Source organism: Mesorhizobium sp. WSM4313 (assembly GCF_002294725.1).
Classification (GTDB): Bacteria; Pseudomonadota; Alphaproteobacteria; order Rhizobiales; family Rhizobiaceae; genus Mesorhizobium.
In genome coordinates this window covers 13,919-39,431 of the sequence record NZ_NSFT01000005.1, presented here as the reverse complement: position 1 = coordinate 39,431, position 25,513 = coordinate 13,919, and the positions used below count along the sequence as shown (strand labels likewise).

Genomic DNA, 25,513 nt, shown 5'->3' with positions numbered 1-25,513 from the left:
CCCGAGGTGTGCATTAATTGCCGCAAATGATGGATTGCCTGCCGTGAAGGATTTCATAGGTTGAGTTTTGTCGCGCCCCCCTCTGTCCTGCCGGACATCTCCCCCTCTTGGGGGGAGATTAGCAGCTTCACCGACAGCGCTTTCGGCGGTTGGCGAAATCCGCCGCGACATCTGATCTCCCCCCTAGAGGGGGAGATGGCCGGCAGGCCAGAGGGGGGCGCGAAGGAACGCAGCGTTGACAATCACAGAGCGGACCACTCCCATGAACTGGGATGACGTCCGCATCTTCCTTGCAGTCGCCCGCGCCGGCCAGATTCTCGGTGCGGCCAAGCGCCTGGAGCTCAACCACGCCACCGTCTCGCGCCGCATCGCCGCGCTCGAGGAGGCGCTCCGCACAAAGCTCTTCCGCCGCCTGACCACCGGCAGCGAGCTGACGCCGGCCGGCGAGCGCTTCCTCGACATAGCCGAGCGCATGGAGAGCGACATGATCGCCGCGCGCTCGACCATTGCCGGCGAGGGCGACGACGTTTCGGGCACGGTGCGCATCGGCGCGCCGGACGGATTTGGCGTCGCCTTCCTGGCAAAGCGGCTGGGCGAGCTGACTGCGCTGCACCGCGAGCTCACCATCCAGCTGGTGCCGGTGCCGCGCTCCTTCTCGCTGTCCAGGCGCGAGGCCGATATTGCGATCACCGTCGAGCGGCCGAGCGAAGGGCGGCTGGTGGCGGGCAAGCTGGTCGACTATACGCTCGGCCTCTTCGCCTCCCGCGCCTATGCCGAAGCCAACGGCCTGCCGAAAGCGCCGGCCGAGCTCGGCCGGCACACGCTGATCGGCTATGTGCCGGACCTCATCGTCAGCCCCTCGCTGGACTATGCCGCCGAGTTCAGCCCCGAATGGCGCACCAGCTTCGCCATCTCCTCGGCGCTCGGCCAGGCCGAAGCGGTGCGCTCCGGCGCGGGCATCGGCATCCTCCACACGTTCGTCGCCCGTTCGATGCCGGAGCTGGTGCCGGTCGACATCGTCGCGCCCATCCGCCGCGCCTACTGGCTGGTCTATCATGAATCGGTGCGGCCGCTGCGCCGCGTGCAGCTGGTCGCCAACTTCATCACCAAGGCCGTGGAACGCGAGCGCGGCCTTTTTGTCTAATCCGCGTCGAGCACGAACGAGCTCACGATCTTCTCGGCCTCGTCCGCAAGCGGCGCCCATTTGCGCTCTACCTCTTCGGAGTTGTCGCCCGCGACCCCGCAATCGACGAAGCCGTAATGCGAGCTGCGCAGCGTCAGCGCGATGCGGGAATGGCCGTAGAAGCTGACATTCTCGTCGGCATAGTGGAAATCCATCTCGGCTGTGCGCACCGGATAGCCGTCCGGAAAATGCGCCAACCTGTCCTGGCGGAAGGCGGCCGACTGATAGGCGACGCCGACCATGGTCTGCCAGTTGCTCACCTTCCAGTCTTCCTCCATGAACGCCCTGACATCGGGCGGATTGTCGGGAGCGGTCGGATCATAGGCATTTTCCGACACGCGGCAGGTGAGCCCTCCTTCGCCGGATTTGATCTTGAGCCGAATGGTGTTGTCAAAGGCGGTTTCGCTCGCCCATTGCTCGGGATAGGTCAGCGAAAAGCCGTGCTCCTTGTCGTGAACGGTTTTGTCCGCTGCCAGCGCCGCCGGGGCGCAGATCAGACAGGCGGCCGCCGCAAAAAGAAAAAGACGCATCCGAAGTCCCCTCGCTGCGGCCGACTTTATCACAGGCAGTTGGTCGCCGCCGCCTTGCCGGCGCCAGGCTCTACCGGCTGCTGTTCGGCGACAGCTGAGTCAGGGAGGCGTTCTGAGCCGAGCCCGCCGAAGCAGATGCAAAGCCCCTCAGATAGGTTTGAGATACCGCTCCGGGCTGAGGTCGCGCGCGTTGATCTCCGGCACCCGGTTGGACATGATGTCGGCGAGCACCTTGGCCGAGCCGCAGGCCATGGTCCAGCCGAGCGTGCCGTGGCCGGTGTTGAGATAGAGGTTGGCAACCTCGCTTTGCCCGATCAAGGGCGGTCCATCCGGCGTCATCGGCCGCAAGCCGCACCAGAAGCTCGCCGCCTTGAGGTCGCCGCCCCCGGGGAAGAGATCGCCGACCGAGTGTTCGAGCGTGCGGCGGCGCGATTCCTGCAGGCGAAGGTCATAGCCCGAAATCTCCGCCGTGCCGCCGACCCGGATGCGGTCGCCGAGCCGGGTGATCGCCACCTTGTAGGTCTCGTCCATGACGGTCGACACAGGCGCGGCCTCGACATTGTCGATCGGCACGGTGATCGAATAGCCCTTGACCGGATAGACCGGTATCGGCCGCCCCAGCGAGCGCATGAACTGCGCCGAATAGCTGCCCATCGCCATCACGAAGGCGTCCGCGGATTTCCATCCGCCCTCCGTGAGGACGTTGGTGAGGCGATTGCGGTTCCTGACGATGCGCCGGATGGTCGAGCCATATTCGAAGGTCACGCCGCGCGCCACGCACAGTTCCGCGAGCTTGTCGGTGAACATCTTGCAGTCGCCGGTCTCGTCGCCCGGAAGCCTGAGGCCGCCGACGAATTTCTCGCGCACCGCCGCAAGGGCCGGCTCGGCGGCGATACAGCCGTCGCGGTCGAGGATCTCGTAAGGCACACCGTATTTCTTCAGCACCTCGACGTCGCCGCCGGTGCCGTCGAGCTGCTTTTGCTTGCGGAACAGCTGCAGCGTGCCTTTGGTCCGTTCGTCGTAGGTGATGCCGGTCGCCTCGCGCAGCGCCTTCAGCGTGTCGCGGCTGTATTCGGCAAGCGGCACCATGCGCGACTTGTTGAGCGCGTAGCGCTCGGCCGTGCAGTTGCGCAGCATCTTGAGGAGCCAGGTCCACATGTTCGGGTCGAAGGCCGGCCGCACGACCAGCGGGCCGTACTTCATCAACAGCCATTTGACGGCTTTGACCGGGATACCGGGCCCGGCCCAGGGCGAGGCATAGCCCGGCGATACTTCGCCGGCATTGGCGAAGCTGGTTTCGAGCGCCGGCCCCGGCTGGCGATCGTAGACGGTCACTTCATGACCAGCCTCGGCGAGGAAGTAGGCGGTGGTCACCCCGATCACGCCGCCGCCCAGCACGATAACTTTCATTCAAGGCTCCCTCAAAGGCCGATCATGCCGCCCGAGGCATGGCCATTCCCTGTCTGCCGGATTTTGCAGCACTCGCCAAGGGCTGCGTTATCCGCCGATGTAACGGCGGTGAAAGCGCGCGCCCAGACTAGTCAATATCTCGTAGCCGATGGTGCCGGCATGGCCGGCCGCGTCGTCGACGCTTTGCGACGGACCGATGAGCTCGACGAGGTCGCCTTCGCCGAGCCGACCTGCCGGAAGCCCCGAAATGTCGAGGATGATCGAGTCCATCGACACGCGCCCGACGAAGGGCAATCGCACGCCTTCGAACCAGGCGGCCGAAGCGGCGCGCCGGTGCCAGCCGTCGCCATAGCCCAGCGAAATGGTCGCGAGATCGAGCGGTCCATCCGCCTGGTGGGTATGGCCATAGCCGATGCCGGCGCCGGCGCCGACCTGTCGCGTCTGCGCCACCTTGGCTTGCAGTCGTATGACCGGCAGCATCGGATTGGGCGCGGCGGGCGTCGGGTTGACGCCGTAAAGCGCGGCTCCCGGGCGGGCCAGATCATAGTGATAGGCCGGCCCGAGAAAGATGCCGGACGAGTTGGCCAAGGAGACGGGCGCCGCGGGCAGCATCCTGCGCAGCCTTTCGAATTCGTGCCGCTGCCTCTCGTTCGCCGCCTGTTGCGGCTCGTCGGCGCGGGCGAGATGGCTCATGACGAACCGAATGTCGACGCCGTCGAAGGCGCCGGTCTCCCCCGCGACCGCCTCGACTTCCGCCGGTGCCATACCGAGCCGGGCCATGCCGCTGTCGACCTGGATGGCGGCAGGCAGGCTCTGGCCCATGCCCCGCGCGGTCTCACGCCAGGCCTTCAGTTGCGTGGTGCTGTTGATGACCGGGCAAAGTCCGGCCGCCGCGGCTTCCGGTTCCGAGCCGGGCGGCAGTCCGTTCAACACGAAGATGTCAGGCCCTGGCCCGATCGCCTTGCGCAGCGCGATGCCCTCGCCGAGCAGCGCGACGAAGAAGATGTCGCAGCCCTCTTTCGCCAGCGCCGATGCCACTTGCGCGGCGCCAAGTCCGTATCCGTCAGCCTTGAGCACGCCGGCACAGCGGACGCCGCTCAGCCGCGCCTTCAGCCGGCGGTAGTTTTCGCGGATGGCCCCGAGGTCGATCGTCAGGATCGCGCCGGCGGCGGCCTCGCTGACCGTCGAGCCACTCCTTGCATCATGTGCCGGAAACCCGCGTCCCGTGCCGTCGCTCATGGCGACCCCCGCTCATTGCATCGGCAATCAATACGGCCATGGGGCGGCCACGACAACCGGGACAGATGGCGGCCGCTCAGGGGACGAGATGCTGGAACGCCGCCACAACCTGCTCATAGACCTTGCGTTTGAACGGCACGATCAGGTCGGGCAGCTCCCGCATCGGCCGCCAGGCCCATTCATCGAACTCGGCCTTATGGCCACCGGGAGGCGGATTGATCTCGATCTCGCCTTCGTCGCCCTCGAAGCGGTAGGCGAACCATTTCTGCGTCTGGCCGCGATAGCGGCCCTTGAAGGCGACGCCGACCAGATGCTCCGGCAGGTCGTAGTTGATCCAGCGCGGCGCCTCGGCCAGCAGCGACACGCTGCGCATGCCGGTCTCCTCGTAGAGCTCGCGCCCGGCGGCCTCGATCGGCTCCTCGCCCTTGTCGATGCCGCCTTGCGGCATCTGCCAAAGCTGCGTCGTGTCGGCGAACTCGCTGTCCGGTTCGGCGATGCGGTGCCCAACCCAGACCAGACCTGCTTTGTTGAGTATCATCAGCCCGACGCACGGACGGTAAGGCAGCGTTTCGGGATCGATCTTTTTGGCCATGGGGGCAGCGTTCCGTGTGAGTAGTGAGTGGTGAATGGTGAATGGTGAATGGTGACGGCATCAAAAACCGTGGCGCGGCACTGAAAATCTACTACTACTTACTACTTACTACTTACTACTTACTACTTACTATTCACCACTGACCATTCACCCAGCTAGCCTTTTTGCGGATCGATCGCCACAGCCGAGATCGGCACGATCTCAATGCCGCGCTTCTTCGCTTCGGCAATCCACGACGTCACCGTGTCGACGGTGATATCGAAGGCCGAACCGATGCCGACGGCGCTGCCCTTGGCCCGTGCCGTGGCTTCGAGGCTGTCCAGCTTCTTGAGGATTTCGCCGCGATCCTGCACGGCATCGATCGCCATGTCGCCAGCAACGAACGGCACACCGTCTTTCAACGCCAGGTCGGGCGCCACACTGCGCGAGGACGAGCCGTCATCGATATAGGCAAGCCCCCGCTTGCCGAGCTCGGCCATGAACGGCTCCATCGCCGCGGCGTCGGCCGAGAAGCGCGCGCCCATATAGTTCATGACCCCGGTATAGTTGGTCGTGCGCGACAGGGCCCAGTGAAGGCTCTTCAGGTTCTCGTCCGGGCTGGCCGCGACAGTCAGCGTGTTTCGGCCGGGATTGACGTTGGGATAATCGAACGGCTCGAGCGGCACCTGCATGACGATCTCATGCCCGCTTTGCCTTGCCGTCTGCATCCAGCGGCCGATACTGTTGCCTTGCGGCGCGAAGGCCAACGTCACTTCGGCCGGCAGCTTGGCGATCGCCGCTTGCGTGCCGGTCTGCGAGACGGCAAGTCCGCCGATGACGATCGCCACCCGCGCCCCGCGCGCGCCTGACCAAGGCCGCGCATAAACGTCGAACGGCCGCCGGCCGTCGGCGCTGCGGATCGGCAGCGGTCCGGTGTCGGTGGCCTCGATCAGCGCCCTGTCCGGGATATGGGCAACCTTCAGGTTCTGGCCGAGCGTCGACGGATCGCGAATCACGATAGCGGCCTTCGGCGGGCCGTCGCCTTCTTCGGTCTGGACGTGGATGATCTGCGGGCCGCCGCTCTTCATCGGCGTGCTGGCCTGTGGCGCCGCCGCCGCCATCGGAGCCGGCGCGGGCGCCGCTGTCGCGGCAGGAGCAGCCTCGGCGGTGACCTTCGGCGTGGAAACGGCGACTTCTTCCGGCTTGCGGAACGGCCTTTCACGCAGCGCAATAGCGCCGGAAACACCGATCACGCCAAGCACGGCCAGCACAGCGATGAGCGAGCCGGAGCCGATGCCGCGCGAGGCCTTGCGCTGAGGCCGGATCGTCTGTCCGAGCGGGCGTTCGATGTCCTTGCCGATCTCAGCCAAGTCGTGTTTCCCCGGAAGCACGCCAGGGTCACGTTTTTCGTGACATCTCGCGTGAACTTCGCAATCGCCGGCGCGATACCCACAAGCGTGGCGCCCCGACCGCTGTCCCCGAATCAAACTGCCGGAACCTCGCGGCCCCGGCAGCATTGCATTGCTTCTCGCAGCCGGCCAGAGCCGGACCACCGCATTACTGGTTCAGCACGGCCTTGTCCGGGTTCGGCGGGAACGACGGATCGGTCTTTTCGCCGCGCAGAAGCTGCTCGGCATAGATCAGCTGCAGGTCGTTCTTCGGATCCGGCGGCACATAGGCGGCCGAGCCCGAGCCGGTGGAGCTCTCGTCGGCGCCCTTGATATGGCCCTTGAGGTCGGATTCACCGCGGGTCAGGTCGCGGCCCTGCAGATCCGGGGGCAACGGCTGGTCGACCTTGATGTCTGGCGTGATGCCCTTGCCCTGGATCGACTTGCCCGACGGCGTGTAATAGAGCGCCGTCGTCAGCCTGAGCGCGCCGTTCTCGCCGAGCGGGATGATGGTCTGCACCGAGCCCTTGCCGAAGGACTGCGTGCCGACCACCGTGACGCGGCGCAGATCCTGCAGCGCGCCGGCGACGATTTCCGAGGCGCTTGCCGAACCGCCATTGACCAGCACGATCATCGGCTTGCCGTTGATGTCGTCGACCTGCTTCGGCTTGGCATCGAAGCGGGTGACGTCCTTCGGATCGCGGCCGCGCGTCGAGACGATCTCGCCGCGCTTGAGGAAGGCGTCCGACACGCTGACCGCCTGGTCGAGCAGGCCGCCCGGATTGAGGCGCAGGTCGAGCACATAGCCCTTCAGCTTGTCGTTCGGCACCTGCTTCTTGATGTTCTCGATGGCGTTCTCGAGATCGTCATAGGTCTTCTCGGTGAAGGAGGTGATCTTCATGTAGCCGATGTCGTTCTCGACCCGGTACTTCACCGCCTTGACCTTGATGATGTCGCGCACCACCGTCAGCTCGATCGGCTTGTCGGCGCCCTGGCGCAGGATGGTGAGCTTGATCGGCGTGTTGACCGGCCCGCGCATCTTCTCGACCGCGTCGTTGAGGGTGAGGCCGCGAACCTCCTCGCCGTCGATCTTGGCGATGTAATCGCCGGAAAGCACTCCCGCCTTGGCGGCCGGCGTGTCGTCGATCGGCGTGATCACCTTGACGAGGTCGTTTTCCATGGTGACCTCGATGCCGAGGCCGCCGAACTCGCCCTTTGTCTGCACGCGCATGTCCTGCGCCTGCTCGGCATTCATGTAGGAGGAGTGCGGGTCGAGCGAGGACAGCATGCCGTTGATGGCGTTCTCGACCAGCGATTTATCGTCCGGCGGCGTCACATAATTGGCGCGCACGCGTTCGAAGATGTCGCCGAAGATCGCCAGCTGCTTGTAGGTTTCCGAACCCGCAGCATTCGCCGCCGAACCCGGTGCGCCGTAGACCAGGCTCATTGCCGATGCGCCCATCAGCGCGCCGGCAAACAGAAGCGACAGTTTCCGCATCATTTCACGTCCTTCCAGAAAATCGGTCCGCCCACCATGGGGCCGGATCGACGGGTTTTCCATCCTTGCGGAACTCAACATAGAGTTCCAGCGCCGCATTTCCATTTCGCGAGGCCGAGGTGCTTGCCACCCGGGCCTCTCCCATCGCGCCGATCGGCTCTCCTGCGAGCACCGACTGTCCGGTCGCGACGCTGATTCTGCTCATCCCCGCCAGAACGACATGATACCCGTCGCCTGCGTTGAGGATCAAGAGTTGACCATAGGAGCGAAACGGCCCCGCATAAAGCACGTTTCCATCCGCCGGCGCTGTGACGATGGCTCCCGATTGTGTCGCAACCATGTCGCCTTGCATCGCCGCGCCATTGCCGTCGTCGGCGCCGAAACGCAGTTTGATCTTACCGATGACCGGCAGCGCGATCTGGCCTTGCAATGCCGAAAACGGCGCCGATCCCGTGAGACGGTTCGCTTCCGGGACCGGCAGCGCGGCGAGCTCGGTGGTCGAGGCTGTGGTGTCGTTGTCCGCCGATTTGCGCTCGCCCGCCTTGGCCTGGTCCTGCGCCTTGCGCGCCTTGTCGGCTTCCAGTGAGGCGATCAGGTCCTTGAGGCTGCTCGCCTTCGCCGCCAGCTGCTGCGAGTGCTGCTGCTCGGCCGCCATCGCGGCCTGGGTATCGGCCTGCAGTTTTTTCTTGGCCTCGAGCAGCATGGTGAGCCGCTTTTTTTCCGCCGTCTGGTCGGTGACGGCGGCGGTGAGCCTGGCCCGCTCGGCCTCGATCGATGCCGTTACACGCGTCTGCTCCTTGAGGTCGGCCATCAGCCGGTCGGTCTGCTGGCGCAGTTCCGGCACCACGGCGCCGAGCAGGATGGCGCTGCGCACCGACGACAGCGCATCCTCGGGCTTGACCAGGATCGCCGGCGGCGGATTGAGCCCCATGCGCTGCAATGCGCCGAGCACTTCGGCCAGCACGTCGCGCCGCGCCATGAGCGAGGCGCGCAGCTTATTTTGCTCGGCCTTCAGCCCTTCGAGCTTGGCGCCGATGTCCTCGATGTCCTGACCGAGCTTCTGCTCCGTCATCGCCGACTGGATGAGCGCCGCGGTGATCGAAGCATAGTCCTTGCGCACCGAAGCGATGTCGGCGGCGAGCTTGCCCAGCCGCTCCGACGAGAGCGTGATCTCCTTGGAAACCTGCTCATATTCGGCCCGGCTCTGATCCGGGTCGGGCGCAAGGTCGAGCGAATTTTCGGCCGCCTGGGCCGGACCGAGCGCGACCAGGGCGGCGACAAGGGTCAAGCCGCAGCGGACGCGCCAGGCGCGCGTAATCGGGTACCAGCCTTCAGACATCAGGCCTCTAACCTATCCGCCGCTTCGTTAACGAACCATCAACCATGTTGGAAGCGCCGCTCAGAGCAATTCCAGGAAAAGTGCGTAACGGTTCTCCGTCCGGGATTGCGTAAAACAGAATACCCGTTGCCGCGCGATTGAGGCAGAAATCCTGGCGTGGGCCGGCAATCCCCAGCTTCTTGGCCGTCGAGCCGTATCACGATCGATGATACGGATGACCCGCCAGGATCGTTGCGATCCGGTAAAGCTGCTCGCCCAGCATGACGCGCACCAGTTGGTGCGGCCAGGTCAGCGCGCCGAAGGACAGCACCAGGTCGGCCTGCTCGCGCAGGGATCTGTCATGGCCGTCGGCACCGCCGATCGCGACGACCAGCGCCTTGCGGCCGCCGTCGCGCAACTGGCCGATGCGGGCGGCCAGGTCTTCCGAGGAAAGCGACTTGCCGCGTTCGTCGAGCAGGATGAGAACAGCGCCCGACTGCAACTGCGCCTGCAGCTTCTGGCCTTCCTCGCGGCGGCGCTCGTCGGCGCTCTGTCCGCGGCTCTCGGGGACCTCGACAATGCCGGCAAATTCCAGCCCGACCGCGGGCCCGCTCTTGGCGAAGCGCTCGAAATAGTGGTCGGCGAGTTCTCTCTCGGGACCGGTTTTCATCCGGCCCACGGCATGAACGGTAATCTTCATCCTCGCCCCGGCGAGCTTGTCCTAATGCGTACCGTGACGGTTCACGGCAGGCGGATCAAGGCTCAGTGCAAGGTCTCTTCCTCCAGGTCCGGCGCCTGCCACATCTTTTCGAGATTGTAGAACTCGCGGACTTCGGGGCGGAAGACATGGACGATGATGTCGCCCGAATCGATCAGGACCCAGTCGGCGCTGGCCAGCCCCTCGACGCGCGCGTTGCCGAGGCCGGCATCCTTCAGCGCCTTGAGGAGATGATCGGCGACAGCCGAGACATGACGGTGCGATCGGCCCGAGGCGATGACCATATAGTCGCCGAGGCTCGATTTTCCCTGGATGTCGATTGAGACGATGTTTTCGGCCTTGGAGTCTTCCAGACTGGCAAGGACTGTGTCGATGGCGAGGGACGCGGCGTCGTTTCCGCTGATCCCTGCCGGCGAAGGCATGATGTCAGCCTTCTTCCGCAGTGCTGTTCTCAGTGTGTTTCCTTTCCCAACAAGAACAACCAAATCACCAGGCAAATCAGGTGACACCACTTAGATAGGCAGAGTTCCGTTGCAGTTTCAAGACGGGCGCCTTCGAAGCGTGATCTCCGCGCGATCTTGAGGAGGCGCTCCGCCAAGCCGCAAAAGGCGGGAACCGATGCCAGGCGCACGGGTTATCGGCGCATTGACCAACGGGATACCCGCCATGCCCACCGACCCGCAAAGCGCCCTCATCACCATCCAGGCCGGGCTTGCGCAGCTGAGCACGCTGATCGTCTCCTATTCCTTCTCGGCCGTCGGCGCCGTCATCCTCCTGGTTGTCGGGTATCTCGTGGCCGGGCTTGCCGAGCGCTCGATCTATGCCGGCCTCGGCCACATCCACGGCTTCGATGAGACCTTGCGGCATTTCTTCTCGCAGGTCGTGCGTTACGCCATCCTGATCCTTGTCGTCATCATGGTGCTCGGCCAATTCGGCGTGCAGACCGCCTCCATCATTGCGGCAATAGGCGCTGCCGGCCTGGCCATCGGGCTGGCGCTGCAAGGCACGCTGCAGAACATCGCCGCCGGCATCATGCTTCTGGCGCTCAGGCCCTTCCGCATCGGCGAATATGTCGAGGTCGGCGCGATTGCCGGCACCATCGAGGAGATCGGTCTCTTCGCCACCAAGCTGCGCTCCGTCGACGGTGTCTATGTGATGGCGCCCAATTCGACGCTGTGGAACCAGCCGGTGCGCAATTTCACCCGCAACGGCGTGCGGCGCACCGACGTCACCTTGAGCATCGGCTCGTGGAATGACATCGACCGCGCGCAAAAGACGCTGCTTGCCATCGCCGCCGCCGAAAAGCGCATCCGGCGCGAACCGGCGCCGATCGCCTTCGTGGCCAGTCTCGGCGACACCACCGTTTCACTCACCTTGCGCTACTGGACGTCGGCCGCCGACTATTTCTCGACCCAGATCGACATGACCAAGCGCGCCAAGCAGGCTTTCGATACCGAGGGCATCTCGATCCCGCTGCCGCCTCCGGAAATGCCGGCGCCGGAGGCGCGCAAGCAATAGTCTCACCGGTTCTTCAGTGCCGGTTCTTCACTTGGAAGTGACCGACTCATCCTGCGCGAAGGCAAGCTCCACCGGCAGGGGCGTCTGCGCCGACATCGGCGCGAAACTGCCGCTTATGGCCGCAGGTGTCGGCCGGCCGGCCATCACGCGCCACAGCACGAACAGGCAGAAGGCCGATGCGATGACGATGCCGACATAGATGAAGGTCGCGGTGCCGAAGACGGCGGAAAGCGCCGTCACGATGCCGGGCACGATGAAGCCGGCCAGCGACCAGGCGAACAGCATCGAGCTCGACAGCGCCAGAAGCTCGTCCTTGCCGGCGCGGTCAGCGGCATGCGCGCTGGAGAGCGCGTAGATCGATTCCGACGCTCCGTCCCAGATGAGATAGATCACCACCAGCGCCATCAGCGCGCCGCCGTCGAAGACGATGGCAAGCACGCTGGCGATCGCCGCGAGCGCCGCCGCGCCCGCCAGCACGTAGCGCCGGTCGGTGCGGTCGGATATCCAGCCGAGCGGAATCTGCAGGATCAGCGTGCCGACCGGCATCGCCGACAACAGCAGCGCGATGTCGGCCTGGCTGTAGCCCTTGGCGGTGGCATGGATCGGCGCGAAGCCGGAGACGATCATCGACAGGCCGCCTACGGCGAGCATGCCGGCGACACCGACCGGCGAGATGCGCCAGGCACGGCGAAGCGCCACCGATGCGGCCTGCGGCGCCGGCGGCTGCGCCAGCCGCGTCATGCCGACCGGCAGGATGGAAAGCGCCGTGAAGGTGATGCCGATCAGCGCCGCCGCGGCCGTATGGATGTCGATCGCGGCAAGCGCCGCGTACCCCACGCCTAGCCCGCCTATATAGGCGACATAGAACACCGCCATCACCCGGCCGCGGATCGAATTCGGCAAGGCATCGTTCAGCCAGCTCTGCGCGACGATGAACAGCCCGCAGATGGCGAAGCCGTAAAGCGCCCGCGCGGCGATCCATAAAAGCGGTATCGGCCCGGCGCCGATCGCCGCATTGGAAAGCGCGATCAGCGCCGAAAGCACCATGAAGGCGCGGGCGTGACCCACTCGCTTGACGAGCGGCCCGGTCAGGATGCAGCCGGCCAGCCCGCCGGCCGAAAGCCCGGTGACGATCAGCCCGGCCCAGGTCGGGTCGAACCCGTCGGCGCCGAGGCGCACCGGGATATAGGCGAACATCAGTCCATTGCCGATCGCGATCAGCGCCATCGACACGATGACGCTGGCAATGGCGATCAGCGGCGCCGATTGCGCGGCGCGAGCGGGTTCGGTTGTGGTGGGGTTCTGCTTCAGCATGTCCGCACAGCTTGGTCTACGGACAGGAAAAAAGCCGCCGTAAAAGCGACATGGCCGGACTTCTCTCCCCCCTTGTGGGGGAAGGTGGATTGCCGCGAAGCGGCAAGACGGATGAGGGGTGTTCCAGCGGAGTGAGACGTCGGCGACCTCGTCGCTAGACAAAACGGTGTCGCCAAGCTGGAACACCCCTCATCCGTCTCGGCGCTATCGCGCCGATCCACCTTCTCCCACAAGGGGAGAAGGGGAAGCTCATCTATCCTTCGCCGCCTTGCGGAGCGCGGTGGAGGAGAGGGAGGAGCGCGGACCGTGGATGAAGGTCCAGGCCGGCGCCGGCATGCGGGCAAGCAGCGGCGCGTCGCCCTCGTCGATACGGGCATAGTCGAAGGTCTTGGCGACCACCGACGACAGGAAGGAGAGCGTGGCGCCCGGGCGATCGATGACCGCGATCGGGAAGGTCAGCACGATCTCGCGCCAGCGCTGCCAGCGGTGGAAGTCGCGCAATGAGTCCGCGCCCATGATCCAGACGAAATCCACGCCCGGGTTGCGCGCCTTGACCAGGGCAAGCGTGTCGGCGGTGTAGCGCGCATGCTGCGCCGCCTCGAAGGCGGTTACCTTGATCTTCGGGTTCCTGGCGATCTTTTCGGACAGCTCGACACGCTCGGCGAGCGGCGCCAGTTCGCGCGCGCTTTTCAGCGGATTGCCGGGCGTCACCATCCACCAAAGCTGGTCGAGCGCGAGCCTTCTCAACGCGATCTCGGCGACCAGCGCATGACCGGCATGCGGCGGATTGAACGAACCGCCGAACAGCCCCACCGTCAGCCCTCTGGCGGCGTGCGGCATGCGGAGGTAGCGGGCGGGGACTGGCTGCTCAGCTTGGGAAAGCATGGTGCTAGCCCCCCCTCTCTGGCCTGCCGGCCATCTCCCCCTCAAGGGGGGAGATCAGATGTCGCCGCGACTTTCGCCAATCGCCGGCGTTGCAAGCCGAGCGCCGGCGCCGAAGCTGCCAATCTCCCCCCTTGAGGGGGAGATGGCCGGCAGGCCAGAGGGGGCGGCCTGGGCGCAAAGCCTCACACTCTAGCGGCAAGCGTCAAGGCCTCACCTGTCCAGACCCGCGCACGCGGTATTTGAACGAGGTGAGCTGCTCGACACCGACCGGTCCGCGTGCATGCATCTTGCCGGTGGCGATGCCGATCTCGGCGCCCATGCCGAACTCACCGCCATCGGCGAACTGCGTCGAGGCATTGTGCAGCAGGATCGCCGAGTCGATCTCGTTGAAAAAGCGCTCAACCGCAGCCGTATCCTCGGCGACGATCGCCTCGGTGTGGTGCGAGGAAAACGTCTCGATATGCTCGATCGCGCCGGCGATGCCGTCGACCAGCTTCACCGCGATGACGGCGTCGAGATATTCCGTCACCCAGTCGGCATCGGTCGCCGGGCTGGCGTCGGCGAAAGCCTTCATCACCTCGGCGTCGGCGTGGATCTCGCAGCCGGCAGCGCGCAGCGCTTCCAGGATCGGCACCAGATGCGTGGAGGCCGCCGCGCGGTCGACCAGCAAGGTCTCGGCCGCGCCGCACACGCCTGTGCGCCGCATCTTGGCGTTGACGGCGATATTGACCGCCATGTCGAGATCGGCCGAGCGGTCGACATAGAGATGGCAGATGCCTTCCAGATGCGCGAAGACCGGCACACGCGCCTCGGTCTGCACGCGTCCGACCAGGCTTTTGCCGCCGCGCGGGATGATGACGTCGAGATTGCCGCCGAGACCTTTCAGCATCTCGCCGACGGCGGCGCGGTCGGTGGTCTGCACCAGCTGGATGGATTCCTGCGGCAGGCCGGCGGCCTTCAGCCCTTCGACCATGCAGGCATGGATCGCGGCCGAAGAATTGAGCGAGTCCGAACCGCCGCGCAGGATCACCGGATTGCCGGCCTTTAAGCAGAGCGCGCCGGCGTCCGCCGTCACATTCGGGCGGCTCTCATAGATGACGCCGATGACGCCGAGCGGCGTGCGCACGCGTTCGATGCGGAGCCCATTCGGCCGGTCCCACGCCGCAATGGTTTCGCCGACCGGATCCTTGAGCGCGGCGATCTCGCGAATGCCCTCGGCCATCGCCTTGATGCGCGAGGGATTGAGCTTCAGTCGGTCCATGAACGAACCCGACAAGCCGGCCTCCTCGCCATTCGACGTATCGATGGCGTTGGCGTCGAGAATGGCCTGCTCGTTGCGCAGGATGGCTTCGGCCATGGCAACCAGCGCATCGTTCTTTGCCCTGGTGGAAGCGACGGCCAACGGTCGGGCGGCGGCGCGAGCGCGACGGCCGATATCGGCCATGAGTGCCACAGTGTCTTCGCCGGACTTTTCATGCAGCTTCAGCATGGTTCATCCCTCCGCCCCATCTAGTCGTCGGCCAATACTTGGTCGCCGGCAAGGCTTACCACAAGGTCGTCGCGATGGATCATCGCCGAACGCGCCTCGTAGCCGAGCACGTTTTCGATCTCGGCCGTCTTCAGACCTGCGATCCTTACGGCATCGGCGGCATCGTAGGCAACCAGGCCGCGCGCGATCTCGCGGCCCTCCGGCGACAGGATCGCCACCGTATCGCCGCGCGAGAAATTGCCGCTGACCAGCTTGACGCCGGCAGCCAGCAGCGACTTGCCCGACATGAGCGCACCGACGGCGCCGGCATCGACGGTGAGCCGGCCGGCCGGTTCGAGCTGCCCGGCGATCCAGGTCTTGTAACCCTTCACCGGATTGGCGCTCGGCCTGAAAAAGGTCGAGCGTTCGCCGCGTTCGATCGCCATCAGCGGCGACAGCCTGGTGCCGGACGTGATGATCATGGCGGTGCCGGCGGCGTTGGCGATCTTGCCGGCATCGAGCTTAGTGCGCATGCCGCCGCGCGACAACTCGGATGCGGCCGCGCCCGCCATCGCCTCGATGTCCGGCGTGATGCGGTCGACCACCGGGATGAACTTCGCTCGCGGGTCCTTGGCCGGCGGCGCCGTGTAGAGCCCGTCAATGTCGGAAAGCAGCACCAGCAGGTCGGCGCCCATCATGGTCGCCACCCGCGCCGCCAGCCGGTCATTGTCGCCATAGCGGATTTCGGAGGTCGCCACCGTGTCGTTCTCGTTGATGACCGGCACCGCCTTCATCTTGAGCAGGGTCGAGATCGTCGCGCGCGCATTGAGGTAGCGGCGGCGTTCCTCCGTATCGCCGAGGGTCAAAAGGATCTGGCCCGATTTCAGCCCGTCCTTGCCGAGCGCGTCCGACCAGGCGCCGGCAAGCGCGATCTGGCCGACGGCGGCCGCCGCCTGGCTCTCCTCGAGCTTCAGCGCGCGTTTGCCGAGGCCGAGAATGGTGCGCCCGAGCGCGATGGCTCCCGAGGAGACGACGAGCACTTCCGCGCCCGCATCGGCAAGCACCGCAATGTCGCCGGCAAGCGAGGTCAGCCAGTCGCGCTTCAAACCTGTCGCGCGGTCGACGAGCAGCGCCGAACCGATCTTCACTGTGATGCGCCGGTATGATTTCAGCGATTTCATGGGTCTTATCGCCAGCGCGTGTCGACAGGAGCCGCAACGGCATCGCGCGCTTCTGCGACCACCGCCATCAGCGCGCGCAGCACGGTCTCGACGCCTTCGCCGGTGACGGCCGAAAGCAGCATCGGCGCGCGGCCGGCGGCGCGCTTCAGCGAGGCCGCCTTCTTCTTGCGGGCGTCCGCGTCGAGGATGTCGACCTGGCTGAGCGCCACGATCTCGACCTTGTCCGTCAACCCATGGCCATAGGCATCGAGCTCGGCGCGAACCGTCTTATAGGCTTTGCCCGGGTTTTCCTCCTGCGCGGAGACGAGGTGGAGCAGCACGCGCGTGCGCTCGACATGGCCGAGAAAGCGGTCGCCGATGCCCACCCCCTCATGCGCCCCCTCGATCAGGCCGGGAATGTCGGCGAGCACGAACTCGCGGCCGTCGATGCGGGCGACGCCGAGGCCGGGATAGAGCGTGGTGAACGGATAGTCGGCGATCTTCGGCTTGGCCGCGGTGACGGCCGCAAGGAAGGTCGACTTGCCGGCGTTGGGCAGGCCGACCAAGCCGGCGTCGGCGATCAGCTTGAGCCGGAGCCAGATGCTCAGCTCCTCGCCCGGCAGGCCGGGATTTGCGCGCCGCGGCGCCTGGTTGGTCGAGGTCTTGAAATGCTGGTTGCCGAAGCCGCCATTGCCGCCCTTGGCAAGCAGGAAGCGTTGGCCGACGACGGTCAGATCGCAGATCAGCGTCTCATTGTCCTCGGCAAAGATCTGCGTGCCGGCCGGCACTTTCAGCGTGATGTCGGCGCCCTTGGCCCCTGTCATGTTGCGGCCCATGCCGTGCATGCCGGTCTTGGCCTTGAAATGCTGCTGGTAACGATAGTCGATCAGCGTGTTCAGCCCGTCGACCGCTTCCGCCCACACATCGCCGCCGCGCCCGCCGTCGCCGCCATCCGGCCCGCCGAACTCGATGAATTTTTCACGCCGGAACGACACCGAACCGGCACCGCCGTCGCCGGAACGGATGTAAACCTTGGCTTGGTCGAGGAATTTCATCGTTTCAAGTTTCTGCTATTGCACTTGCGGGATTGCTCTAAACCAAGGCAGGGCCGAGGGCGAGGCCGAATTGCGACTAAAGCGCCGGATGCCCTTTCGGCGCGCACGCGGTAGCACTGGCGGGGACTAAAGGGGCGCGGGAATGAAGATCGTTTCCTACAACATCCAGTACGGCATCGGCCTCGACGGCAAATACGATGTCGGCCGCATCGCCGACGCCGTGCGCGGCGCCGACGTGATCGCGCTGCAGGAAGTGACCCGCAACAACCCGCGCAACGGCGACCGCGACATGGTGGCCGAGATCAGCGAGGCGCTGCCCGATTATTTTGCCGCCTATGGCAGCAATTTCGAGGTCAATATCGGCTCGCGCCTGGAGAACGGCCGCGCCATCTCGACTTCCTTCCAGCTCGGCAACATGGTGCTGTCGAAGACGCCCATTCATCTGTCGCGCAATCTCCTTTTGCCGCGCAGCCGCAGCCTCGAGGCCATGAACTTCCAGCGCGGCGCGCTCGAGGCGCTGATCGAGACGCCGCTCGGCTTCATCCGCTTCTATTCCACCCATCTCGACCACCGCAGCCCGGTCGAGCGCCAGAGCCAGATCCGCTTCCTGCGCCAGCGCCTCTTGAACTATGCGCTCGAAGGCGGCGGGCTGTCGGGCATTCCCGAGATCGGCCTGCCGGATCTACCCTATCCGGAAGCCTTCATCGTCATGGGCGACTTCAACATGCTGCCGGGCTCCCCCGAATATGTCGAGCTCGCCGGCCGCCCGGATCATGAGTTCGGTATGCCGCTGACCGCCGATCTTGCCGTCGACGTCGCCCAGCGCCTTGCCGTCGCCGACCTCGTCACCTGGGTCGACCCCGACCGCCCAGACGACAAAAACCGCTACAAACGCATCGACTACATCTTCACCAGCGCCTCGCTGGCCAGATCGCTGAAGCGTCTATGGTCCGACCGGGACGCCGTCGGCTCCGATCACCTGCCGCTCTGGGCCGAGCTGGGCTGAACTCTGAACTCTGAACTCCCCATCATCTGGCCGCTACGCGGCCACCTTCTCCCCGAGGGCAGAAGAGATTGGCGCCGGCGCTTACCTGCTCCTCTCCTCTTGGGAGAGGTCGATTGCCAGCCGAATTGCCCCTCGCAATTCGGCTGGCAATCCGGGTGAGGGGGCGCTTGCCCAGCCCTGTGAAGCAATCGTCAAAAATGAATCCAATTCCTCAGGCTGGTCCAGGTCTTCCTGTCGAGCCTGTAGCGCTCGACCGGCACCTGGCCCGCGACGATCGAGTTCAGCATGCCCTGGCCGGCATACTGGAAGCCGCATTTGTGAATGACCCGGCGTGAGGCCGGATTGATCACCCTTGTCGAAGCATGCAGCACCTGGATCGAGGTCCGCTGGAAGGCGAGGTCGACCAGAGCGTGCGCGGCCTCGGTCGCATAGCCGCGCTTCCAGTAAGGCTCGCCGATCCAGTAGCCCAGTTCCAGGCCGCGATCGGTGGTGTTGAGCCCGGCGCAGCCGACGAAGATGCCGGTATCCTTGAGCGTCAGGGCATAGACGATGCCGGCGCGGCGCGACGCCGCCATGGCGAGGAAGGTGCGGCCCTCGGCTTCGCCATAAGGATGCGGCATGCGGGCCAGCATTTCGGCGACATGCCGGTTGTCGGCCAGCGTGACGAGTTGCTCGAGATCGCTCTCGCGCGGGGCGCGCATGCCCAGTCGCTCGGTGGCCAGCTCCGGGCAATCGATCACGTAACTTTCGTCTTCGGTGTCTTCCGCTTCGGCAACCATTTTAGTCCTCCAGGGCAAGAAAAAATGAAAAAGGAGAGAGGGCAAACCCATCTCTCCTGATCCTTTTCCTGGCCTGGCCAGACACCGGTTCCCGAGATGGGCGCCGGTGTTATGGTGCGGAACCGGCTACTCCGCTGCTTTGGTAATCGGGTTCACCGATACGTAGGTTCGGCCGTTGGCTTTCTTGTTGAAGGTGACTGCGCCGGCTTCGAGCGCAAAAAGGGTGTGGTCCGTGCCCATGCCAACATTGGTGCCCGGATGCCATTGCGTGCCGCGCTGACGAATGATGATGTTGCCGGCGATGACGGCTTCGCCGCCGAACTTCTTCACGCCGAGACGCTTGGAGTGCGAATCGCGACCGTTGCGCGACGAACCGCCAGCTTTCTTGTGTGCCATTTGACTAACTCCGATGCGCCCTGAGGCGCTTGAATGGTCTTATGAACGCGTTCGCGTTCCGTTTCAAGTGCGCACCGGCGACGATTGTCGCCGGGCCATCTTATTTCAACCTGCCTTACTTCTTCGCCAGTTCCTTGGCCTGCTCGCGCCAGTCCTTGATCTGGTCGGCGCTGAACGGCATGTGCTCGTCGATCTTGGCGACATCCTTGTCGGTGAGCTTGGCGAGCTGCGCGAAGGTGACGATGCCCTGTTCGGCGAGGTCCTTCGCCGCGACCGGGCCGATGCCCTTGATCACGGTCAGGTCATCCGGCTCGCCCTTCGGCGCCTTGAACAGCGGCGCGGCCTTTGCCTCTTCGCCGGAAGTAGCCTCAGACTTGGGCTCCTTCTTGGCCTTGGCCTCCTTCGGAGCGGCTTCGGCCTTTGCCTCGGCGGCGACTTCCGCCTTGGCTTCGGGGGCCTTGGCCTCTGCCTTGGCGGCGGCCTTCTTCGACGGCTTGGCGCCGCCCAGCAGGATCTCGGCGATCCTGACGGTGGTCAAAAGCTGGCGGTGGCCGATCTTGCGGCGCGAATTCTGGCGGCGGCGCTTCTTGAAAGCGATGACGGTGCGGTTCTTGCCCTGCTCGACGACTTCCGCCGTGACCAGAGCGCCATCGACGAACGGCGCGCCGAAGGTGACATTCTCTCCCTCGCCATGCGCGAGCACATTGCCGATCTCGACGATATCGCCGACCTTGGCTTCGAGTTTCTCGATCTTCAGGAGATCGTTGGCGGCGACGCGATACTGCTTGCCGCCCGTTTTGATGACTGCGAACATTTTTTGCCTTTCGCTGTTCGGTCGGCCTCGATGAACCGCCTCGGGCGGTTCGGCCGTCTTTTTGTCAGTCTGCGGGTTCAAAAAACAAGCGGCGCGGAAGAGCCTCCACGCCGAATGCGGGCTGTCCCTAACCGAAGGTTGCGCCGGAGTCAAGGCAAGCGGCTTGTCCTTGGAGAGGCCGCGAGCGACGTTGCCGGCAAATATCGGTCCGTCCCGTCGCAATCGCTTTTTGCGGAAGCTGGAAATCGGGCGAATAGGGCCTTGTAACCGGAGCAGTCAGCCGTTATCTAGTGCGCCGCGCCGGCAACGGCCGACCATGACCTCGCGGAGAGGTGGCAGAGTGGTCGAATGCACCGCACTCGAAATGCGGCATACTCGCAAGGGTATCGGGGGTTCGAATCCCTCCCTCTCCGCCATTTAGCTTCCATAAAAATCCTTTCCTTTCAAAAGCTTCCTTGTTGCGCTTGACCAGCACGAAGCGAAACATATCTTAGACTGTGTAACAAACTGTGTAACATTAGAGAAAGATAATGCGACGTTCCGCAGCGCCAAAGCCGCATAAACGTGAAGGCATCTGGTATCTCGTCCGCAGGGTGCCGAAGGAATTCGCGGCGTTTGATCGCCGCTGCCTAGTACGCATTTCCACGGGCGTCGCCGTGGCTGACGATCCCCGCGGTGTACGGGCGCGAGATGCAGTGCAAAGCCTCGGCGCGGGGCTGGAGGCGTATTGGCGTAGACTGCGGGAAGGCCAATCCGCCGAGGCGGGGCTGCGTTTCGAAGCCGCGAGGAAGCGCGCGCGGTCATTTGGATTGGCCTATCGCACTAACGAGGAACTAGCAGCGGGGCCGCTCGACGAACTCATGGCCCGTATCAAGCTGCTCCTCGACAAAAAATCGATCGAGGACGCGCAGGACGTCTCGGCCGTCATGGGTGGGGAGAAGCGGCCAGCGGTCCGCCTGAGCGGTCTTATCAAGGAATTCGAGACGATCGAGCAACAGAACTTGCTGACCATGTCGCCCAACCAAATCAAGAAATGGCGTAACCCCAAAAAGCGCGCAGTTGCCAATCTGGTTGGAGTCATTGGCGACAAGGAGATCGCAAGCCTCACTCGGGACGACGCAATCGCGTTCCGCGAGTGGTGGCAAAAGCGGATCGTTGAGGATGGACTTGATATCGGTACGGCCAACAAGGACATCGGCCATGTTTCGAAAATGCTGCGCGTCGTCGATCTGACTCACCAGCTCAAGCTGGAGCCGGTTTTTCGAAACCTGCGTCTTTCCGGCGCCGTCCCCGGGCAACGCGCTGCGTTCACAGCGGAGTTCATTCAGGAGAAGATACTCGCTGAAGGCGCGCTCGACGGACTCAATGACGAAGCCCGCCATCTAATCTATGTGATTGCCGATACCGGACTCAGGCTTTCTGAAGCGGCAAACCTCACCACCGAAACAATCCACCTCGATCGAGAAATCCCGCATGTGCGGGTGCGCCCCAATGGCCGTCGCTTGAAGACCGGTCATTCAGCCCGTGACATTCCCTTGGTTGGCGGCGCACTTGCAGCCATCAAGCTCCATCCGGACGGCTTTCCTCGTTATCGCGACAAGGCCGCGTCACTTTCAGCGCTCGTCAACAAGGTGCTCGCCAGCAAGGAACTTCTGCCGACTTCCGAGCATAGTCTTTATAGCCTGCGACACACTTTCGAGGACCGGCTGACGGCAGTTGAGGCGCCGGAGAAGGTAATTGCTTCTCTGATGGGCCACAAATGGATCCGGCCCAAATACGGCGCGGGACCTTCGTTAGCGCAAAAGCGCGAGTGGCTCCAAAAAATCGCTTTTACCCCGCCCGGGCGAATGTGATTGCGGCGCCATCCAGGCCTTGAGAACCAACCTCACGGCTCCAGCTGTCCGAGCCATTTAGGTTGAGCGTGGCCAGCACGCGCTGCGCTCGCTCGCGATTTCCGAGCTTCCGCCGCATTTGTTCGACCTCGTATTCCAGCCTTTCGAAGGTCGGTATATAGGCATCTCCATGCCGGATGACCAAGTAGGCGGCAACAGCTAGACACCATTCTAGCTCCGTGGCCGATGGATCGGAAAAAGGGGCGACGCCATACCAAGACGAGCAACGCCTCTCGAGGGCTTCCGAACTAGGCAAACGGCCAGCATGTGGCATGGGAAAGAAACCTATGCCTGATCGACGAACCTAAAGTGCTCACGAAGCTTGACCGGTACGCGGGCCATCGGAGGGTTCTGCCTAAAACCGCCAAAAATTTTGAAACACCCATTCATCCGGCTCGAATTCAAAGGGATCGGCGATTTTTGGGTTATGGCTTGCAAGCATAGTTCAGCCCAGACAAGAACGCCTGATATCTTGTCGTGCACTGTCACCCTGCCAAATATGGTGCCGGCGACAACGGCAGTTTGGCGAGCAGAAGAATTCCCGAGACTGAGACGTTCTACGGCTTGGCCCATGTTCGCGCTCCTCCTCGATTGGAGACAGGATGGGCCATATGGAAGCGAATAAAAGGAGGTTGGTGACGAGTCTCGGTAGTGGAGTAGAAACGGGTGGAAAAGCTTGCGCTATTCGCCATCGGCGCCGCTAAGCGCATTTGAGAGAAGGGGCAGCGATCGCCAAGAGATGACGTCCGATCGCAAGCCGGCTAGAAATGCGACAGTGACGCGCCTTTTTTGGCACGACCTTAGCACCCGATCGGGCCTCAGCTGGTCGTCGTTGCGCAGCCGATCGGGTGCGATTTTTATAAAGCTCTCTTGGCTTTAGCTTTGAGAGCCCGTCATCGAGACAAATGCAAGGGAACGGTCCGCCCCCTGGGGACATTCGACATGCCGTGGCAGCTTCCTATGGTGAGCCAGCGCATTCCGATACACGTTTTCCGCGCTCTACCGTTGCTCCAGCACCTGTGCTGAGGCTGAGCGCTTGATCAGGACCCGACCGCTGCTGTTGCGGGATGGTGACTGGGTTGAGGTCGCGAAGACCTTGACCGCGGGTACGTTGTTCATCCCGATGAGCGCTGAGCCGAGAAGCAGCCAAGAACGCTTCCCGTAATCGAATCCTACGGGAACCGCGAAACCAGCGTCCAAAGGACGCAATTCTCCGACGTCGTTCACTCAAGCTCATCTCGCAACTTGAACGCTTGTATGAAGCCGCTGCATGTGCGCCGGTGGACCGGATTGCTGCTATCCAAACCACGTGCTCAGTTTCGCCCCCGTAATAACTCTACCGTCCGAAACGGCTTTCGCGCGTCAGGTCCACCCCACATGAAAGTTCCGCGAGCAGCACGGACGGAGAGGCCGGTCACAACTCCTTCGCGTGCTCTTTTACTACCGAATCAAGTGCCAAATGGAGAGGCACTGCCTTAGAGAACAGGAAGCCCTGCGCGGTTCTGCAGCCAAGCTTGTACAGAGTTTGCCGATCTGCCTCTGTTTCAACGCCCTCGGCCATGACCTCGATCCCGAGCGTCCTACCAAGATCAATCACCGCTTTGACAAGCAGCCGATTCTCCCGGGACTTGGCTAAGCCGCGAACGAAGCCCTGATCTATTTTCACCTTCCTGATCCGACTGTCCTTGAGCGATGCCAACGTCGAAAAACCGGTGCCGAAGTCATCGAGCGCGATAGAAATGCCAGCATGTGAAAGCCGGGCGAGCTTTTCATCCACTCTGTCCGGATCCACTGGGGCTTCTTCGGTAATCTCGATGTCGAACATCGTTGCAGGGAGGTCTTTTGCCGCCAGACCATTAAGAATCATCTCGTCAATATCGCCAGCTTCCAACTCGCACGGTGAAACATTCATCGCCACACGAACATCACGACGGTCAGCTTTGACCAAGCCCTCGATAAGAGCGCAACAGTCGGCGAATACCGTTTGAGTTAGCAGCTGAAGCATTCCAGTTTCGCGTGCCGCTGTCATGATCTCGGGCGGAGAAATGGGACCGTGAAGCGGGTGAGACCATCTTAGCAAGGCTTCAAAACTGACGACGGCTTCAGTTTCGAGTCTTACGATTGGCTGAAACCAAGCGACCAAGCTTCTCATCGTTATCGCCGAATGAAGATCGCGTTCGATTGACTGGCGGCGTTGCAACTCCCGGGCTAGCTCGGCATCGAACAGACAAAATTCATTCCTGCCGCGGCGCTTAGCTGTGTAAAGGGCGATGTCGGCCCGCAACAACATTTCCGTTAGTCCGGGGTTTTCAGCCAAGTAGATTCCTATAGACGCTCCAATGCGGACTGATGCGATCCCAGGATAGGGGCGAGCAAGCTTGGCTATGAGATTGGACGCGAGATTGGTGGGAGAAGGAGAATTCTTTCGCGAAGAAAAAACCAGCACGAATTCATCCCCACCGATGCGGGCGAGCGTTGAGCCCTCCGGTGCTTCTTCCTCTATTCGGCGGGCGATCCTGGCAAGCAGCTCGTCACCCGTTCTGTGACCGTAGGTATCGTTGACAGATTTGAACCCGTCCAGATCAATCAGCATGGCCACAAAGGGTCCATCGGTGTTCTCAAACTGATCGATTGCATGTTCGAGGCCCCGCCTGTTGAGGAGCGCGGTAAGATGGTCCTCCCTGGAATTGCGCTCCATTTCCGCGGCAAGCCGCTCGGCTTGATGTCTCAGGCGGCTCGCGTCACGGAAGCGCGCTTGTCCAACGAACGAGGATCGAACCAGGCCGCCCTCGAAAAGCAGGACGGCAAAAGCCAGAATGTAGTTTTCCGGGGCTCCCTTCGTCAGCAAACATGCGGCGGCAATGAGGAGTGGCGGTGTGATGAAGCATATCGCTGCCGCAGCATATGAGCTGCCGTACGTGACCGCGCCAGCTGAAATGCCCGCCAGAATTATTAGATGCAGCGATGCTTGAGACGTCGTGTATCCAGCCGTTAGGACGGCAAGGAATGACCAGGTGAATCCCGCCAGAAGAGCAAGCCTGCCAAACCAGCGAAGCCGCAGCCAAACCCGTGTCAGATCATCCTGGACTCCGGGTTCCTTCAGCTGATGACGGGCGAGTGCAAGGCGGGCGGCATTTATCGCATTAACGACCGAAAACCAGGCCGCGCCAGCAAGACCGTTCCCGGAAAGGGCCTGCACGGTCAAAATCAGCCCGGACAGCACAATGCTTATCGGCATTGAGACGAAAAGGCCTGCCCTCAGATCAGCGAGCTGGTCCTGAAGGATTCTCGCCTCCAGCGGATCTTCTTTTTCCAAGGCTGGACGGGTCAGCTTGCTTACTCCTGCTTGTCCGCAGCCTATGCAGCCCCCC

At 63.5% G+C, this 25,513-nt stretch carries 22 protein-coding genes and 1 tRNA gene; 5 read left to right on the top strand and 18 right to left on the bottom strand.

Features of this window, described 5'->3' with window-relative positions; translation table 11 throughout:
* Positions 1-262 precede the first annotated feature (262 nt).
* Positions 263-1,144 carry a LysR family transcriptional regulator gene (locus tag CK219_RS13250; protein ID WP_095767223.1) on the top strand — a complete coding sequence of 294 codons (882 nt, stop codon included), beginning with the start codon at positions 263-265 and terminating at the stop codon, positions 1,142-1,144.
* Here the strand turns inward: CK219_RS13250 and CK219_RS13245 are convergent.
* From CK219_RS13245 to rsfS, 9 genes are all read right to left on the bottom strand, one after another.
* Positions 1,141-1,713: a hypothetical protein gene (locus CK219_RS13245; protein WP_095767222.1), complete on the bottom strand. Its 573-nt coding sequence runs from the start codon at positions 1,711-1,713 to the stop codon at positions 1,141-1,143. The genes CK219_RS13250 and CK219_RS13245 overlap by 4 nt on opposite strands.
* A gap of 147 nt (positions 1,714-1,860) precedes the next feature.
* Positions 1,861-3,123 (bottom strand): D-amino acid dehydrogenase, encoded by a 1,263-nt coding sequence (locus CK219_RS13240; RefSeq protein WP_095767221.1) that lies wholly within the window; start codon positions 3,121-3,123, stop codon positions 1,861-1,863.
* Positions 3,124-3,210: 87 nt separating this feature from the next.
* Complete coding sequence (gene alr, locus CK219_RS13235) at positions 3,211-4,362, bottom strand: alanine racemase (RefSeq protein WP_095767220.1); 1,152 nt, start codon at positions 4,360-4,362, stop codon at positions 3,211-3,213.
* 76 nt (positions 4,363-4,438) lie between these two features.
* A complete protein-coding gene (locus CK219_RS13230) occupies positions 4,439-4,954 on the bottom strand; it encodes an RNA pyrophosphohydrolase (protein ID WP_095767219.1) in 516 nt (171 codons plus the stop codon).
* A gap of 155 nt (positions 4,955-5,109) precedes the next feature.
* A complete protein-coding gene (locus tag CK219_RS13225; protein WP_095767218.1) occupies positions 5,110-6,303 on the bottom strand; it encodes a divergent polysaccharide deacetylase family protein in 1,194 nt (397 codons plus the stop codon).
* A gap of 187 nt (positions 6,304-6,490) precedes the next feature.
* The gene (locus tag CK219_RS13220; RefSeq protein WP_176477009.1) at positions 6,491-7,822 is read right to left on the bottom strand and encodes a S41 family peptidase; all 1,332 of its coding nucleotides are present in this window, start codon (positions 7,820-7,822) and stop codon (positions 6,491-6,493) included.
* A gap of 1 nt (position 7,823) precedes the next feature.
* Entirely contained in the window at positions 7,824-9,158 is a 1,335-nt protein-coding gene (locus CK219_RS13215) for a murein hydrolase activator EnvC (RefSeq protein WP_095767217.1), read from the bottom strand.
* A gap of 196 nt (positions 9,159-9,354) precedes the next feature.
* Entirely contained in the window at positions 9,355-9,837 is a 483-nt protein-coding gene (rlmH, locus tag CK219_RS13210) for a 23S rRNA (pseudouridine(1915)-N(3))-methyltransferase RlmH (RefSeq protein ID WP_095767216.1), read from the bottom strand.
* 62 nt (positions 9,838-9,899) lie between these two features.
* Positions 9,900-10,277 carry a ribosome silencing factor gene (gene rsfS, locus CK219_RS13205; RefSeq protein ID WP_095767215.1) on the bottom strand — a complete coding sequence of 126 codons (378 nt, stop codon included), beginning with the start codon at positions 10,275-10,277 and terminating at the stop codon, positions 9,900-9,902.
* Positions 10,278-10,521: 244 nt separating this feature from the next.
* Here rsfS and CK219_RS13200 point away from each other — a divergent pair, with 244 nt between their 5' ends.
* Complete coding sequence (locus tag CK219_RS13200) at positions 10,522-11,373, top strand: mechanosensitive ion channel domain-containing protein (RefSeq protein WP_095767214.1); 852 nt, start codon at positions 10,522-10,524, stop codon at positions 11,371-11,373.
* 27 nt (positions 11,374-11,400) lie between these two features.
* Here CK219_RS13200 and CK219_RS13195 read toward each other — a convergent pair whose 3' ends face one another.
* The 5 genes from CK219_RS13195 to obgE all read right to left on the bottom strand — a co-directional run bounded on the left by CK219_RS13195 (position 11,401) and on the right by obgE (position 17,255).
* Positions 11,401-12,687 carry an MFS transporter gene (locus tag CK219_RS13195; protein ID WP_095767213.1) on the bottom strand — a complete coding sequence of 429 codons (1,287 nt, stop codon included), beginning with the start codon at positions 12,685-12,687 and terminating at the stop codon, positions 11,401-11,403.
* A 249-nt stretch (positions 12,688-12,936) separates the two neighbouring features.
* Positions 12,937-13,572, bottom strand: coding sequence for a nicotinate-nucleotide adenylyltransferase (locus CK219_RS13190; protein ID WP_176477008.1), 636 nt, complete (start codon positions 13,570-13,572; stop codon positions 12,937-12,939).
* Positions 13,573-13,774: 202 nt separating this feature from the next.
* Positions 13,775-15,061, bottom strand: a complete 1,287-nt coding sequence (locus CK219_RS13180) for a glutamate-5-semialdehyde dehydrogenase (RefSeq protein ID WP_095767210.1) — start codon at positions 15,059-15,061, stop codon at positions 13,775-13,777.
* Positions 15,062-15,081: 20 nt separating this feature from the next.
* Complete coding sequence (gene proB / locus CK219_RS13175; RefSeq protein WP_095767209.1) at positions 15,082-16,221, bottom strand: glutamate 5-kinase; 1,140 nt, start codon at positions 16,219-16,221, stop codon at positions 15,082-15,084.
* 5 nt (positions 16,222-16,226) lie between these two features.
* Positions 16,227-17,255 carry a GTPase ObgE gene (gene obgE / locus CK219_RS13170; protein WP_095767208.1) on the bottom strand — a complete coding sequence of 343 codons (1,029 nt, stop codon included), beginning with the start codon at positions 17,253-17,255 and terminating at the stop codon, positions 16,227-16,229.
* Between the two features lie 142 nt (positions 17,256-17,397).
* On the opposite strand from obgE, the gene CK219_RS13165 reads away from it, so the two are divergent.
* Positions 17,398-18,261, top strand: coding sequence for an endonuclease/exonuclease/phosphatase family protein (locus tag CK219_RS13165; protein WP_095767207.1), 864 nt, complete (start codon positions 17,398-17,400; stop codon positions 18,259-18,261).
* A gap of 191 nt (positions 18,262-18,452) precedes the next feature.
* On the opposite strand, the gene CK219_RS13160 is transcribed toward CK219_RS13165, so the two are convergent.
* From CK219_RS13160 to CK219_RS13150, 3 genes are all read right to left on the bottom strand, one after another.
* Positions 18,453-19,040, bottom strand: a complete 588-nt coding sequence (locus tag CK219_RS13160; protein ID WP_095767206.1) for a GNAT family N-acetyltransferase — start codon at positions 19,038-19,040, stop codon at positions 18,453-18,455.
* A gap of 126 nt (positions 19,041-19,166) precedes the next feature.
* Positions 19,167-19,436, bottom strand: a complete 270-nt coding sequence (gene rpmA, locus CK219_RS13155; RefSeq protein ID WP_095767205.1) for a 50S ribosomal protein L27 — start codon at positions 19,434-19,436, stop codon at positions 19,167-19,169.
* A gap of 115 nt (positions 19,437-19,551) precedes the next feature.
* Positions 19,552-20,250: a 50S ribosomal protein L21 gene (locus CK219_RS13150; RefSeq protein WP_095767533.1), complete on the bottom strand. Its 699-nt coding sequence runs from the start codon at positions 20,248-20,250 to the stop codon at positions 19,552-19,554.
* A 326-nt stretch (positions 20,251-20,576) separates the two neighbouring features.
* Between CK219_RS13150 and CK219_RS13145 the strand changes: the two genes are divergently transcribed.
* Both CK219_RS13145 and CK219_RS13140 read left to right on the top strand, forming a co-directional pair.
* A tRNA-Ser gene (locus tag CK219_RS13145) sits at positions 20,577-20,666 on the top strand.
* A gap of 114 nt (positions 20,667-20,780) precedes the next feature.
* Entirely contained in the window at positions 20,781-22,103 is a 1,323-nt protein-coding gene (locus tag CK219_RS13140; RefSeq protein WP_063169217.1) for an integrase, read from the top strand.
* A 1,453-nt stretch (positions 22,104-23,556) separates the two neighbouring features.
* On the opposite strand, the gene CK219_RS13135 is transcribed toward CK219_RS13140, so the two are convergent.
* Complete coding sequence (locus CK219_RS13135; RefSeq protein ID WP_082826564.1) at positions 23,557-25,458, bottom strand: EAL domain-containing protein; 1,902 nt, start codon at positions 25,456-25,458, stop codon at positions 23,557-23,559.
* Positions 25,459-25,513: the final 55 nt, after the last annotated feature.